Annotated in this window: 15 protein-coding genes; 2 read left to right on the top strand and 13 right to left on the bottom strand. The window is 36.9% G+C overall.

Annotated features, from left to right (window positions below; translation table 11 throughout):
• Window positions 1–416 precede the first annotated feature (416 nt).
• The 9 genes from EHQ43_RS05280 to EHQ43_RS05315 form a co-directional block, all read right to left on the bottom strand.
• Window positions 417–923, bottom strand: coding sequence for a DUF1993 domain-containing protein (locus EHQ43_RS05280; protein WP_425269620.1), 507 nt, complete (start codon window positions 921–923; stop codon window positions 417–419).
• A gap of 136 nt (window positions 924–1,059) precedes the next feature.
• Complete coding sequence (locus EHQ43_RS05285) at window positions 1,060–1,251, bottom strand: hypothetical protein (RefSeq protein ID WP_135770299.1); 192 nt, start codon at window positions 1,249–1,251, stop codon at window positions 1,060–1,062.
• A 768-nt stretch (window positions 1,252–2,019) separates the two neighbouring features.
• Complete coding sequence (locus EHQ43_RS05290) at window positions 2,020–2,223, bottom strand: helix-hairpin-helix domain-containing protein (protein ID WP_135770300.1); 204 nt, start codon at window positions 2,221–2,223, stop codon at window positions 2,020–2,022.
• Window positions 2,224–2,339: 116 nt separating this feature from the next.
• Window positions 2,340–3,935, bottom strand: coding sequence for a TPM domain-containing protein (locus EHQ43_RS05295; RefSeq protein ID WP_244242671.1), 1,596 nt, complete (start codon window positions 3,933–3,935; stop codon window positions 2,340–2,342).
• A 106-nt stretch (window positions 3,936–4,041) separates the two neighbouring features.
• A complete protein-coding gene (locus EHQ43_RS19685; protein WP_244242647.1) occupies window positions 4,042–4,350 on the bottom strand; it encodes a hypothetical protein in 309 nt (102 codons plus the stop codon).
• A complete protein-coding gene (locus EHQ43_RS19690) occupies window positions 4,313–4,612 on the bottom strand; it encodes a carboxypeptidase-like regulatory domain-containing protein (RefSeq protein WP_244242648.1) in 300 nt (99 codons plus the stop codon). The genes EHQ43_RS19685 and EHQ43_RS19690 overlap by 38 nt, the downstream gene beginning before the upstream one ends.
• A 138-nt stretch (window positions 4,613–4,750) precedes the next feature.
• Window positions 4,751–5,554: an Ig-like domain-containing domain gene (locus tag EHQ43_RS05305; protein WP_135770301.1), complete on the bottom strand. Its 804-nt coding sequence runs from the start codon at window positions 5,552–5,554 to the stop codon at window positions 4,751–4,753.
• Between the two features lie 102 nt (window positions 5,555–5,656).
• Entirely contained in the window at window positions 5,657–6,499 is an 843-nt protein-coding gene (locus EHQ43_RS05310; RefSeq protein ID WP_135770302.1) for a carboxypeptidase-like regulatory domain-containing protein, read from the bottom strand.
• A 21-nt stretch (window positions 6,500–6,520) separates the two neighbouring features.
• Window positions 6,521–7,342 carry an LA_0442/LA_0875 N-terminal domain-containing protein gene (locus EHQ43_RS05315; RefSeq protein WP_135770303.1) on the bottom strand — a complete coding sequence of 274 codons (822 nt, stop codon included), beginning with the start codon at window positions 7,340–7,342 and terminating at the stop codon, window positions 6,521–6,523.
• Window positions 7,343–7,570: 228 nt separating this feature from the next.
• Between EHQ43_RS05315 and eat the strand changes: the two genes are divergently transcribed.
• Complete coding sequence (gene eat / locus EHQ43_RS05320) at window positions 7,571–8,866, top strand: ethanolamine permease (protein ID WP_135770304.1); 1,296 nt, start codon at window positions 7,571–7,573, stop codon at window positions 8,864–8,866.
• Window positions 8,867–8,876: 10 nt separating this feature from the next.
• Here eat and EHQ43_RS05325 read toward each other — a convergent pair whose 3' ends face one another.
• The 4 genes from EHQ43_RS05325 to EHQ43_RS05340 are packed head-to-tail and all read right to left on the bottom strand — an operon-like array spanning window position 8,877 to window position 14,439.
• Entirely contained in the window at window positions 8,877–10,952 is a 2,076-nt protein-coding gene (locus tag EHQ43_RS05325) for an adenylate/guanylate cyclase domain-containing protein (RefSeq protein WP_135770305.1), read from the bottom strand.
• On the bottom strand, window positions 10,953–12,503 hold the full coding sequence (locus EHQ43_RS05330; RefSeq protein ID WP_244242649.1) for an FMN-binding glutamate synthase family protein: 1,551 nt from the start codon (window positions 12,501–12,503) through the stop codon (window positions 10,953–10,955). It abuts the gene before it with no gap.
• Window positions 12,504–12,544: 41 nt separating this feature from the next.
• A complete protein-coding gene (locus tag EHQ43_RS05335) occupies window positions 12,545–12,943 on the bottom strand; it encodes a response regulator (RefSeq protein ID WP_135770307.1) in 399 nt (132 codons plus the stop codon).
• The gene (locus EHQ43_RS05340; protein WP_135770308.1) at window positions 12,940–14,439 is read right to left on the bottom strand and encodes a PAS domain S-box protein; all 1,500 of its coding nucleotides are present in this window, start codon (window positions 14,437–14,439) and stop codon (window positions 12,940–12,942) included. The genes EHQ43_RS05335 and EHQ43_RS05340 overlap by 4 nt, the downstream gene beginning before the upstream one ends.
• Before the next feature lie 154 nt (window positions 14,440–14,593).
• On the opposite strand from EHQ43_RS05340, the gene EHQ43_RS05345 reads away from it, so the two are divergent.
• Window positions 14,594–14,947, top strand: coding sequence for a single-stranded DNA-binding protein (locus tag EHQ43_RS05345; RefSeq protein ID WP_135739775.1), 354 nt, complete (start codon window positions 14,594–14,596; stop codon window positions 14,945–14,947).
• Window positions 14,948–14,983 lie beyond the last annotated feature (36 nt).

Below are 14,983 nucleotides of genomic sequence, written 5' to 3' on the forward strand. Positions count from 1 at the left end.
AAAGGAATTCATAATAAACCATCCTTGGGTTACCTCGGGTGGTTTTTTTATTGGATGATTGTTTGCAATTACTGGCGACTAACCATTAGGTTGTGATTAAGATATTCTATAATCATCCAATCTACATAAATGAATTTTTGGGCGCCTCGCATTTGTGTGATGATCCAAATCCTCTGTATACCGACCGGGCTCACTTCGGGGTGCGCTGACGCTTCCGTCCCTCGCCAACGAGCGATGGCTGGGACCAAGCCCTTCGGATCCCTTGCGCGGGGTTAAACTTACCAATTCGATTGAATCAATTGAAATGAGTTCAAACAACTCTTCAGGAATCTCGATGGACCATAGATTTACATATCTTAATTCTGTCTTTTTGCAATGATTCAAGTGTTTATAAACTCTAATCACGTGTATGGATTTTATTTCTTAAATGGCATCTCACCCAAATAATCTTTTTTCCCTATCTCCACTCCGTTATGTCGGAGAATCGCATAAGCAGTTGTGACATGAAAATAAAAGTTTGGAATTGCATGATGAGTTAAGTATTCAAATCCAGTAAGATACTTTCCTTCCCATCTAGGTTGTGTTACTTTGATTTCAAACACAGATTTAAAATCTGATTCTTGGTATGTTTCCAAATACTGAAGTACAGAATGAATTCTTTGTTTCAGTTCATTTAAGTTTGATTCTGTATCCTCGTGTTTCGGTGCCTCTTTTCCGGAAATACGAGCCACACAGAGTTTTGCTGTATCACAGGCAATTTGGATTTGTTTGGTTAAAGGAAATTGGTCTGGGAATAATCTTGAATTAAGTAAGTTTTCAAAAGGGAACTTTTTTATATCAGCGTGGAGCTCTGCTTTTTCTAGAATATGATGTAAATTTTTGAGTCCCTTTTGAAAGGATTGGACAGTGATTTCGAAGATCATGGATTCATTCATGAATCTACTCCAATTTGTGTCGGTTCAAAATCAATCGATTAAATGATAAAATTCAAAATGCAATTTGATCCTTCGTATTGGATTTCCTAATTCATCAAAATTACGAAAGAAAATTGAAAAAAAACTAATTGTATGAATAGATGATGCCAAAACCACCCGTGGAGAGTTCCGTTTGGTCAAAATTGATCGAACGGATTTTGGACTGGTTTCGCATATATCCAAAATACAATCTTGATTGGTCATAAATTTGGTAGGATAAAGAAATCTCTGCCTGAAATCCTAAGATTTCTGTGATATTATTTGGATTGGTTTTCATGAGTGTAAAATATGGACCAACTCGACCATTTGTAGATTAACAGGTACCTGTCCTTTTCTCCACATAATCTCTGTTATGATGCGTTACATAAAGATCAAACCCTGAATTTAATTCCAAACCATCTAAAATTTGAATTTTGAAGTGGCAAATACACCAAATCTTTGTTATTGCGTAAATCCGATATGTTGTTACCTATGTGTTCATTTGTCTCAAACGGAACATAGATAAAATTTTGTCCCTATTTATCATATTCATATTTTTTTGTGGTTCATTCGGTTCTTGGACATAAAGAAATGTTGTGGGAAGAAATAAGACAAAGAGAAATGTTTGGAAATTCATTGAGTTTCATTTAAGTATTTTTTTAGATGTAAATTTATAATGTTTGGCGCCTAGCATTAATTTGTTGCAATGTCATTCATTGAATACCTACGGGGTCACTCTGGGGTGCGCTAACGCTCCCGTCCGCCGCCATCGGTGAGAAAGTTATTTTCGCATAACATAGGCGGAATTTTCATTCATATTTTCATGAATATATTCGTAAATTTAGATATACTAATTGGCTCTCTGTAATCTCAATGGAATTTTACAGTGAAGGAAAAAAATTAAGATTTTACCGTTAAAAACGTTATGAAACTGACTTTGCACCGTTTTTAGCGGTTTTGCGAAGACTGGGAGAGTAAGGTGAATTCTCAGTCCAGTTGCGAAATATCAATTTGGCTATATTCAATAATATTAATCTGGATGAAGGAATATTGGAATCGAAATAAATTATTCTTTGAGTTGCATTCCGATCTTACGTAACTCAGCTTCCAATTTCGGAATCGAACTCGGACCAAATCCATGCAAACGGAGCAGGTCTTGTTTTGAGTATTTCGATAAATCTTCCAATTTGGTGATCCCTAGTTCATAAAGCAGTGCCCTTTGGGCGGGGGCACCGAGAAAATTTAAAAAATTTGCATTCTTTTTTGCCATACCTAAATTACCATAACTACCTTATCATCTCCATTTGGATTCGAATCTCACGGATCATCTGATCATCGTAAGGTGGAAAGAAATGGTAAAACCGTAAGTAAAGTTGGTCGTTAGTGTTAGTAACTGCCGCCACTTCCCCCTCCGCCAGAAGATCCACCTCCAAAACTACCACCACCTCCTCCGCCGCCACTGCTGCCAGAGCCAGAACTACTTTTTTGTTTTTTGGGAATTGTTTCGTATTCTATGGCATTGTGTTTGCAATGGGCACAATTTCGTTTTACTTCTACCTTCCCCGAACTACTGTAAGTTGCCGGAGATAAAACACGACTGGATTTACATACAAAGGTTTCAAATTTACACTCAGGACAAACTTTGATTTTAGGAAAAGATGTACCTGTATAAATGTATTCGGGGCTGATATTACGAAATTTAAATACGGAATGATTTTTACAACTTTCACATACCCAAACATCATAATCTACGGAGTTTACAATTTCTTCTGAAACTTGACCGGAAGAAAGATGTTTGTTATCTGCTTCTTCGGAAAGTTTGGTCATCGTGTTCCCACAATGTTTGCAAGTCCTTGGTATATTCCGTATGGCTTGTAACCTTGCTTGTAACTGTTGCATACGTCGGTCACCAAAGAAAATAAAATATACGATTATACTTGCGATAATGAGAAAAATCGAAACGGGAAATAATGCTTCATCTAAGTACAAAGAGAGAGACGTGATGATAATGATAAGGGGACTTATCACAAGTCCATAATAAAGAATAAAATCTGTTTTGTGAACGATATGGTATTTAGCGGTTGGAGAAGGAGTTAGCCAAACAATGATTCTTTGGAAAAAATTTAAGAAAAGAAATAATCCCAAGTAACCTAAAACGAATGTTGATTTGAATTGGAAAGACTCTTCTTTTTCTATTCTTTCTGTTTCTGCAAATTTTTCATTTAAGAGTCTCGATTCTTCGTCATTTAAGAAAAAATTGGGAGTGGTGTTGTACAATTCTATTGTTTGGTCAAGGATTTGTTTTTCTTCAGAGCTGAGATTCGTATAAGCCTTGCCTTGGTAATCATATACATCGGTGCGTTGGAATTCATTTGCACTATCTGAATTGGTGGGTTCAGAGCTAGTGTCTGTTAGAGCAAAGTTAGCTGTTCCATCTGTCACCAATTCTTCCACTGGGATTTCGGGAGACTTAAGTTTGTGAATGAGAGCGGCCACTGTATCAGCATGACCTTGTTGGAAATTATCTGCTTTAAATGCAGGGATGGTGTAAGTGTCAATAATCCGTTTGACCGTGGCATCGGGAAGATCACCTTCTAGTCCATAACCAATTTCGATTTCTACTCGCCTTTGGTCAATGATGTGTAAAACAAGGATTCCATTGTCTTTTCCCTTTTTCCCGATCTTCCAATAGTTAAACAAAGCCACTGCAAAGTCTTTTGGCACATAACTTCCGATTGTTGGAAGAGTGACCACTGCAATTTCTAATCCAGAAACAGATTCCTCGGCATTGATCATTTGGTCGATCACAGACGTGTCGGTTAGGACTCCCGCACCGTCTTCCACCCAACTATTGCGGAGTGTTTTTGGATTAGGGACTTTGGCAACAAGGGTATCAAGTGATTCTTCATTGGATTCGGAACAATTTACTGCTAAACAAATAAACAAAGTGACGAACAGTAAGGTTATGAACTTACGAATCAGCTGGGTTGGTTTAATGGTTGAGTTTGTTGTTTGGGAATAAAAAAGGATCAAAGAATTTGTGGAATGATTCACGATCTAAAGAAAATATTCGAGACCATTCCATTTGTCAAGTATGAGTATAAGCCGAATTGGGATTGGCATATAAAAAAATACTCCTCGGAGTGAGGGAGACTCCTGAGTCTGATGAACGGATTCTGGAATTCAAATCGATTCTATATGTGGTACCATTGGAAAAATTAGAAGTTTGAATGTAAAAAGAGGAACTCCCCATAGTTAGGGCATCAAGAGATACACTCGGGATGACGGTAATATTTTCGGCAATCCACTGTGCATTCTGTCCTTGTATTGGTCTAACCACATCTTCGGTAAAATTAAATTCAAAACCTTCCCCCCACATCGGTTGTAGCAGAAACATACAGTCCATCCATTTCATTGGAGCGGTTGGTCACTCTTAGGATGGCATCAGTGACCGTTGAACCATTTTCATTCCGAATTTGACCTGTTAGTGAAAGTGCAAAGGGATTAGGAGATAATGTTAACAAGGACAAACTCGAAATAAGAGAGTATTCTTCTTTCGGTTCAGTGACGATAAATTTTTGGATGAGTGGATTCAAGTAACAGTTGGAAAGTTTTGTGAAAAAGGAAAGGATCAGTATCGATTTGAATCTTCGAATCATGGTGTTTCATTGCTTTCGTTTTAATAGTAGTTTATAAAATCTATATATTAAAATATATAATATATTAAAGTAATGTGTCAAGGGAAAATCGAGTTAGATAGTGCGTTCTTTTACTTTGTTAATAAATTCAGGAATGCATTAAGAAGGAGGTGGGTAAAAAAATCTAATTGTTCTCGGTGTTAAAGGTTTGCCCGTTGCTGAAAGAATACTTGATTTCAGTATAATCTCATAATTTGTATTGAAGGTTAAACTCATTGGAGAAATGGTAAGGGTATTACCTGAAACACTCATGACATTATCAAAAGAAGTTGCTGGAGAAACACTGATATTTTCAGAAATCCAAGCATTTACGAACTCATTTGCTAATGCAGGGATTGGTGGCTCTGAAAATTCGAAATACATGGAATTAATCGATGTCTCCACATTCCCATTGAGTAAGACTTGCATTAATACTCCATCAAGAGTATAAGCTTTTACCAAATCAAATACATTCGTCTGATCTGTAATATTGACTACGCCTAGTCCATTGATTTGAATCCCGGGAGCAGCTCCATACAAACTATAGGAAATTTGATTAGCGCTTTCAACATCTAAAGTAAATTCAAAATAATACAAATTCTCTTTATAGACCGTAAAAGAGATCTGCCCTGATTGATAAGGGATAAAAAATCTTCCTCCAACAACTGTTGTAAAACCTGGACTTGTTGATTTAGATTGCGGAGCAAAAGATTTTCCTGGTTGCAAAACAAGACCTGCCTCAGCCAGTCCATTGGGATCGATGATTTGTCCTGTGATCAAAAGTGATGGGCCAGAAAGACCCAAGAGAGCTAATGCGGAATTGTTTTCCTGTGTTTCAGGGGGATTTAACAGGGCATTGACGAGTGGATTATAATAACAAGAAAAAGATAAAATACAAGAAATGTAAAATAGAACCGATCGCATATGTTGTTTCCTCTTACTCTTTCTATGACGATTCTAATATTATAAGATGCTTGTAGAATACTCAAGTCAATAAATTGTAAAATTCTAAATTTCTACAAATTTTTACGGAGGAGTCTCTAGTCGAAATTTGACTGAACGTGGAGTTAATGGTATCCCATTTGCCGAATAAAAACCAGGACCAATTTGAACGGTATATTCGATATCGTAAATCGATACATTCGTCATTATAATGATTGTATTTGGTGGTGATAAACTTGGACTCAGCAAACTCATACCTGAAGGTGTAACTAATACATTATTGGCAACTAACGTTGTCAAAGTCGAAAAATTCCATTCAGGTAGAGAATCAGAAAATGTAAGAGTTAAGTTAGGAGACATTCCAACATAAGTTTCATTATTTGCGGGGGAGGTACTAACCAGTTCAAATAATGTTGGTTTACTTGTTGGATTATATGGAATGAAACTACCAATTTCGTAGTTGATAGGATTAACGTTTTTCACTGCAATGAAATCTGGTCCACCGAGATTCAAGGTAAAGGTAACAAGATCTTCCCCTAGTTCAGTGACACGAACCGTTGTATCTCCAGGACCAATGCCCAAAAAAAACCTTCCAGTGGAATCCGTGGTGCCAGAGCTATCGGTTCCAAAATTATTACTTTCTGAAGCGATGACTGAATATTCTTTGTTTACCTGGGCATCGCCAGATCCGTTTCGGATAACACCTGTAATATAAATAGTGGTTGTCACTCCATTTAGTGCCAGTAAGAGACCTCCATCAAAGAGGCCACCTTTTTTCTCATCTTCTAATTTTGGATTCAATAATTCATAAACAAATGGATTGAGATAACAATTCTGAAACAACAGAAAAGGAACGAATAGGATGACGATCCCTTTTAAGATTTTACTCAAGATAAAAAAATGAAATGGTTTTTTATTCGGTTTCATTTGTTTTTGTTATTTCTCAATCTACTTTTTTTTCTTCAAAGCTTCTAAGTCTTTTTCAAGTTGTTCTAACTCGTATTTTTCTTCTGCTTCTTTTAACTCTTGTTCGGTTTTGATCTGTTCCACTGCTTCTTCTTTGATTCGATTAATTTCGGAATCTGATACCATTCGAAAACCATTCCCTTCGCAGACGTCGACGATGATGGTTTTTCTTGTGATGGTGATGGCAAATCCACCAAGTAATGTGATTGCTAAGTCTTTCCAAGTGGAAGTTTGGCGGATACGGACAGGGCGACTGTCTTTCGGTAAAAGTACATTCCAATCAGGTTCTTTGAATCGAAGCCCACCAAACAACCAAAAGTATTCTGGGTATTCTTGAAAGGTTTGGCATTTTGCCGATTCAGGGGCAAGGGTGATCATATTTCCATCGGCAACTGATGTGAGGACAAAGGAATCACGAAGGCTATGTGTAACCGTTGTTCCTTCTCCCTTTTTGATGCGATTTTCACTCTCTTGCTGTGCAAGAGTTTCACGGCGCTTTTGGATCTCTTCTTGTTTGGCTGCGATAGCTTTTTCTTTTTCTTGTTTCCTTTTTTCTTCTTCTTCTTTTCTGATTTTTTCTTCGTCAGCTTCGGCTAAGTCTTTGTAAATGATTTTTAATACAGACTTTTTCGAAATTACCATGTGTTTGCCGTTTTGTGTATCAATTTCCACACTATCAACGTTTTGGTTTGTGATAATCCCTTTAATGGATTTACCTTGTTTTAAAAGAATGGTTTGCACTGCATGGAGTGGTAATAGAAGGAAAAAAACAAAGATAAGAAACGTTAATTTGTACTTTCGCATCGAATGAATTCCAATAAATCTAGGATTTGTCCTATATTAATTAGAATGTTTCTCAAAAGCAATTAAGAAATTTAAAGAATATGTGAAATAAGATGTCAAATTCGCAACAAATTGATCCATCGAACTGATGTTTATTCATCAAAATCATTTGAGAAAAAATAGGAAGACATAAATCATTACAATGATATTTGAATGTTGTTTCCATTGATTCGAAACAGAGGAATAAAAATGAACGATCACCCAAAATTGCACAAAGCCCTCCACTCCGTTCATCTTTGGGGTATGGCTGTTGGACTTGTGATTTCTGGAGATTACTTTGGTTGGAATTTTGGTTGGGCAAATGCAAACTTTTGGGAATTCGGTTTTGCAATCATTTGGATCGCATTATTTTACGTGATGTTTGCATTGTGTTTTACGGAACTTGCAGCAAGTATCCCACAAGCTGGTGGTCCTTCTGCTTATGCTAAACGAGCATTAGGTGATACTTTTGGTTTTTATACAGGTTACCTTGTTTTAGTCGAATTCCTTCTTGCACCACCTGCGATTGCTTCTGCCCTTGGTGGATACATTCATTTTTTATTTCCAATTGTACCATCCTTTTATGCGGGGATTGGAATGTTTATCCTTCTACTGATGATCAATTTAACTGGGATAAAACAAACCGCTCGATTTGAATTGTTTGTAACCTTTATTGCTGTGATCGGACTACTGTTTTATTTAGGTTTGTTATATCCATATACTTCGTTTGAGCGGATTCCAAGTTTTCCATCTTTGAACTCCATTTCTTTTTCTTCAGTATTCATTTCGATTCCATTTGCGATTTGGTTTTTTTTGGCTGTAGAAGGAGTTGCTTTGGCGGCAGAAGAAGTAAAAAATCCAGAGAAAGATATTCCAAAAGGTTACATTGCAGGGATCTTCACATTACTTTGTTTAGCTGGAATGATCTATGTTTTTACAGCATCTGTTTCGAATACTGAAGAAATTGCAAAAATTGAATACCCTTTGTCATATGTATTGAATTCCTTATATGGATTTGAATCCATTTGGCCTATCCTTTTCACCTTTATTGGGTTATTTGGTCTAGTCGCTTCTTTATTTGGTATCATTCTTGGGAATTCACGTTTGTTGTATGCAATGAGTAAAGAAAGATACCTTCCTATGTACTTGTCCAAACTGACAAAAGGTTCCCTTGTCCCTCAAAATGCAGTATTAACAGGTGGAATATTTGGAATTTTATGTATGGTATTTTTGGATACAGCTGAACTCATCACAATTTCTGCATTAGGTGCCTGTGGGATGTATTTACTGAGTTTGGTTTCTTATATGGTGTTGCGAAAAAAAGAACCAAATTTGGATCGTCCTTACAAAGCCCCATTGTATCCAACTTTACCCATAATTGCGATTGTGTTCGGTTTGCTTGCTTTTGGATCTGTTTTCTATGCAGAACCAAATCTAACGATCGGTGTATTTTTAATTGGGATTGTACTTGGCATTGGATACAAATGGAGCCAAACGCCTGTATAAAAGTATTCGTTTAACTCGTACCAGACTCTAGTTTGAGACGTTCGATCGCATCTTTACATCTTTCAAAGAACAATCTTGACACAGAATCATCTGGATTTTTATCTAAAAGAGTCGCAAATCCATTTTTGGCTTCTTCAAAATCTTCTCTTCTGTAAGCATCCAAGGCAAGAGTATAATCATCGATACAGGAAATCAAACGATTTGCTTTTTCTGGCTCATAACCATCTAACACTTCTACCACAAAAACTGAATCTGTTTTTCCTTTGATATTAACTCGGTCAAGTAATCGGTAATGAAAACCCAAAGTTTCAGAGGATTCTATAAAGGTTTCCGCACTAATCACAATTCGAGAAGAAAAAAGTTTTGTGATGCCTTCGATTCTCGAAGCTAAATTGACTGCATCGGAAATCACTGTACCTTCCATTCGTTTGTGTTCTCCGAGAATCCCTAAGGTTAAATTCCCAGTGTGAATGCCGATGCCTACTTCAATTGGGATGTATCCACAGTTTGCACGATGGTTGTTGTATATTCGAATTGCTTCTTGCATTTCGACAGCCGCTTTTACCGCATCATTAATATTATTTGGAAAAAGTGCCATCACAGCATCACCGATAAATTTATCGATAAATCCATTATTATGCCGGATAATTGGTCCAACGCGCTGCAAATAACTATTGAGAAAGTCAAAGTTTTCTTTGGGAGTTAGAGTTTCTGAAAATTCAGTAAAAGAGCGAATGTCAGCAAATAATACTGTCATTCGTTTTTGAACTTGGTCTCCTAGATCAACTTGGCGAATGTCATTTTTCCCTAGATGGTACAAAAATTCAGTTGGTACGAAGCGACTAAAGGAAGAACTAAATTGTTTTTGTTCCTCTGCAAATGCTAATGTTTTGCTTATGTTTTGGCGGACAATCCTACCAAAAGTAAAAACTTGTAAAAAAACAAATATGACTACGGTTGAAGGTGCAATGTAAGTTGTGTGTATGAATGCTTCCGCATGTAGTATATCATTGGTAGCTCCTACTAAAATAAGACCAATGCCGAATAACAAAGGTTTTGCTTCCATTCTGTTTTGTTTATAAGCGCGTAATAAATAAAACAAAATGAATAATCCATTCAGGACAAAAGCAATTGGATAAAGAGAAGCTGTTTCTGTAAAATAGACGGGAGGTAGAAGGAGTCCAAAAGTTAAGATAGTAGAGAGTAGGTAAAAAAACTTTCCCACCTTTCTTGAAAAATCATTTGGAAAGATTGTATAAAAATAATGATAAAGTAGGGGGGCAGACCAATACCAAGAAAAATATTCTAAACGTAAAAGTAGCCAATACGGCATACCAACAAATTCAATAACAATTCTTTCCCCTGTTGAAATGGTACGGAGTAATACAGCAAGTGAAAATAAAAAGATCCCTAAGGTTTGTCTTCCATCACGATTGTAAAAATACATGACCAAAAAGAAAATTCCCACGAAGGCAAAAATCGAACATAGAATTGTTTCATTCATTTTATGTTTGGTGAGTCGACTTTCTGCTTTCGTGAAAGGGGAAAGAACAATATCATTCCAAATTCCACCTTTTCTATGAACATAATTTGCTACATACAAATCTATTGTAATATCTTTGTTTGGTGGCAAAACAACGATGGTAGACCGAACCATAGGAACAAATTGATTCGTATTACTTGCGGGTATACCAGAACCACCATAATACTTTCCATCGATGTAGATCGCATAGGATGTATCTTGTTCATGGACAGTAAGTGCCATAGTCTCTTGGAGATCTTCTGGCAATTGGATATGCAATCGAAAGGTAGCATGCCCAAAACCAGAAATTTTTCCATACTCCATTTGGTATCCATTCCAATGTTGAGGCAAGTTTAATATCCGATCGGAATTATTTTCTTGGATGTTTGTTGGAGAAGTATTCCAATAAAATTTCCATTCACCCATAAGGGCGACAAATGGTTCTGATTGGAAGGAATGATTTTTTAGATCGATAAACCCATTTTTAGCTTCTTTGTTGGTATTTCTTTCCTCTGATAAACAGCTAACGAGGAAAACTAAAGAAAATAAAATGAGTTTTTTCATCTACGCTTGTCGTTTTGGAAATACAGTATAATCTTGTAATTTAGTAAACTTTACTTCATCTCGTTTGTATCCGAGAAGTCCCTCAAGGGTTTGGTAACGATTCATTCCCATACTAATTTCGATGTCTTGGCCTGTGAATTGGCCTGGGTGTTCATACCCACATGAATGAGCTAAACTGAGGAGTTCTTTGCGAAATCCTTGTATGTATTTTGCTGCTCGTTTCCCTTTAATCGTTGGATCCACTCCGCGTTGTAACCACCAATTTTGAGTGGCAACACCTGCAGGGCAATGGTCAGTATGGCATTTTTGTGCTTGGATACATCCTATGGATAACATTGCTTCCCTTGCAATATTGATGAGATCACAACCCATGGCGATGGCCACAACTGCCCGATCTGGGAATCCTAGTTTACCAGAACCGATCCAAACGATACTTTCTGATATCCCTTCTTTTTGGAACAAAGTGTACACTCGTTGGAATCCAATTTTGAAAGGCAATGAAACATGATCAGCATAAGTGAGAGGAGCAGCACCAGTTCCCCCTTCACCTCCATCAATCGTGATAAAATCTGGACCTTGGGAAGTACGTTTCATCTCGTCTGCGAGTTCTTGCCAAAATTCAATTTCTCCCACTGCACTTTTAATTCCAACAGGCAAACCTGTTGCATTCGCAATTTTTTCAATGAACTGCACTAGTTCTTTTACATTTGTGAATTCACTATGAGAGTTAGGTGAGATACAATCTTCTCCTTCTTCGACATGACGGATGGATGCAATTTCAGCATTTACTTTTTTTGCAGGTAAAATACCACCTTTCCCAGGTTTGGCGCCTTGTGATAATTTAATCTCTATCATTTTTACACAGGCATTTTTACCAACTTTTTCTTTTAACACATCTAAGTTAAACTTTCCAGAATTGTCTCTGGCACCGAAGTATCCCGTTCCAATTTGCCAAACAATGTCTGCACCTTCCATGTGATAATGACTGAGTCCCCCCTCACCTGTGTTATGGTAAGAACCAGAATCACGTGCTCCTCGGTTCAATGCAAGAACGGCATTTTTACCAAGTGAACCAAATGACATGGCTGAGATATTGACAATGGAATAGGGTCGATAAGGAAATTTTCGTTTTGGTCCAATTACCTTTAGGCATGGGATACAACTTGGATCATTGTTATGGATGTATGCTTTTGATTCTGGATAAGGAAAGGCTTTGTGTTTGATAATGGGGTAACCAGGTTCGTATTGAATTTCTGTTGTACCAAAACCAAAGTTGTTATTTTGTCCCTTAGCCGTTGCGTAGATCCAACTCCTTTCGGTTCGATCAAACGGCCTCTCTTCTTTGTCGTTGGCAACCCAATACTGTCTGAGTTCTGGGCCAATCATTTCCAAAAAATAACGAAGTCTTCCGACAATAGGAAAATTCCTTTGAATGGTGTGTTTTTTTTGAGAGATGTCTCGTATAAAAACGGACACAAAAAAAAGTACGAGTCCAATCCAAGTGGCAGACATGGGATTTGTTTCGATCCAATTTAATATTTGATTCATCATTTGTGCATCCATATCTATCTTCGATCTAAGTTATTGACAAGCTAAGATTGTAGATGTGCCAAAGATTCCAAAAGTTTTTCTTTGGTGAATGGTTTGAAAATATAACCGGAGACATAAGGAATTTTAGTAGCTCTCTCCGTGTCTGCTTCATCTACAGAGGAACTCACCAAATAAATTTGAATTGGTTTTGGAAATTTTGAGAGTATGGGTTCCATCGCTTCCAAAAATTGCCAACCATCCATAAAGGGCATATTGATATCTAAAAAAACAATATCAGGCAATTTCGTCGTGTTTCCTGATTCATTTTGGAAAAAACTAAGAGCATTTTCTGCATCAGAAAAAATCAGTATTTCTCCTGTAATGCCAGCGTTTGCGATGATTTTTTTGGTGGTGAACTGGTAGATTTTATCATCATCAATGATACAAATTTTGGGTGTCATAAGTTTGAACTCCCAAATGGAAAGTGGAGTAGAAAGGTTGCTCCTTCTCCAGGTTTCGATTTGACTTCGATTCTCCCCCCTAATGATTCCATCGTGTATTTCATTAAAAACAAACCGAGCCCTTTCCCACTCATCTGACGATGAAAAGTCTTCTTCATCTGAAAAATTTGGTCACTGTACCGAGATAAATCAATCCCAGAACCGTTATCTGAGAAAGAAATGGTGGTTTCTGAGCCGATCGCAAAGGATTCGATCACAATCCTTAAATCTCGGTTTGGTTCGGCAAATTGCAGGGAATTACTCAGGAGTTGCAAAAGAATTGTTTCTAGGTAGTCTTTGGAAATAAAAACGGATTCTTTTTCAGCCAAATTAAGTTCAATGAGGACTTTCTTTTTTTGTAATTCTCCTTCCATCAGTTTTTCAACTCGTTTGAACGTTTCTCGGATCGAAACCCATTCGGGATGGTAATTTTCCAAACTTTGGATTTTTAAAGTTGTGATAAGTTCTGAAAGTACGGTTTCTAAATTTACTGTCACTTCTTCCAAATGATTTTGAAGTTCCATTCTTTCCTCAACCGATTCTGTAATTTGTAAAAGGTCGATCAAACTCCTGAGGTTGCTAACGGGAGCACGTAAATGGTGGGAAATGATTTGATTATAAGATTGTAGTTGTTTGTTTTGTATGAGAAGAGAATTTTTAGTCGCTTTTAAATGTTCATTGTTTTCTAAGAGTAAGGTTTCTGTTTTTTTTCTCTCATCTATATCAATGATTTGGGCCAAGTAATAAATAGGTTCTCCTAAATCATCTCTTAGTACTGTAACAGTGATGTATGCCCAAACCAAATGACCAAGTTTATGTATATATTGTTTTTCGATCGCATAATGATCGATCATTCCTTTTTGAACAGAATCACGGTAACGTAAATTTTCTTCGAGTTCTCCGTGAGAACTAATTTCTGAAAAATGTTTTCCCAATAATTCGAAGGTTTCATATCCTAAAAAACGTGCAAAGGATTCGTTCACGTCGTCGATATAACCTTGTTTGCTTGTGAGTACGAGTCCAATTGGTGAGTCACGAAACAAAGTTTTGAATTTTCGTTCTGATAGTGCTAAGTTTGCATCCGATTCAATTTTTTCAGTTATGTCACGAGAAGATGTATGTATATATTTTTTCCCTGAAGTTGCATGTGTTGTTAATCGGTTGTCAGATTGTAACCAAATGTATGTCCCATTTTGATGTAAAAAACGAAAGGTTGGATGGATGTTATCATCCCCTCGCAAAAGTGGTTGGTGAGACCTTTCGAAGATCAACCTTCTGTCATCAGGGTGAAAAAAATCATAAGGATTTCTTCCAAGCAGTTCTTCCGGTTCATACCCAATGATGGATTTTGAATTAGGACTTACATAAACATATGTGCCATCCGTTTCATGCAGGCATACTAATTCTCGACTAATCGAGGTTAATAATTGTAGTATTTCAGAATCTTGAAGTGACACAACCTAATTCAATAAGAAAAGTATTCAATTGTCTATCCCAAATCAGTCTTTTTTGTTTTTTATAATTTCATCTATTCACTTAATTTTTTTTACCAAACTTCAAGTTTTTCACCTGATTGTGTGTGGCCACAAAAACAGTATTAGGGATACTCAAATGAAAAATCTATCGTACATCATTTTGGATGGGAATTTAACGTCTGATCCAGAAGAAAAAACTATCGTGGGAGGTAAGACTCTCGCTCACTTCACAGTGGCAGTCAATCACTCACAAAATAACCCAGATTCAAAGGACAAAGACGATGTTTCTTTTTTCGAAGTGGATGCTTGGGAAAAATTAGGCGAAAACTGTGTGGAATTCTTAAAGAAGGGAAGTAAGGTGACTGTGATGGGCAACCTAAAACAGAATCGATGGAAATCTCCCGATGGAGAAACTAAATCGAAGGTGAAAGTCACGGCTTCCACAGTTCGATTTGATAGTATGAGGAAACGAGATGAAAAGGTAGCTTAATCTACTTTTCGGGTGTAGGATCAAACCTCCACCCGT

The organism is Leptospira bouyouniensis, from assembly GCF_004769525.1.
Classification (GTDB): Bacteria; Spirochaetota; Leptospiria; order Leptospirales; family Leptospiraceae; genus Leptospira_A; species Leptospira_A bouyouniensis.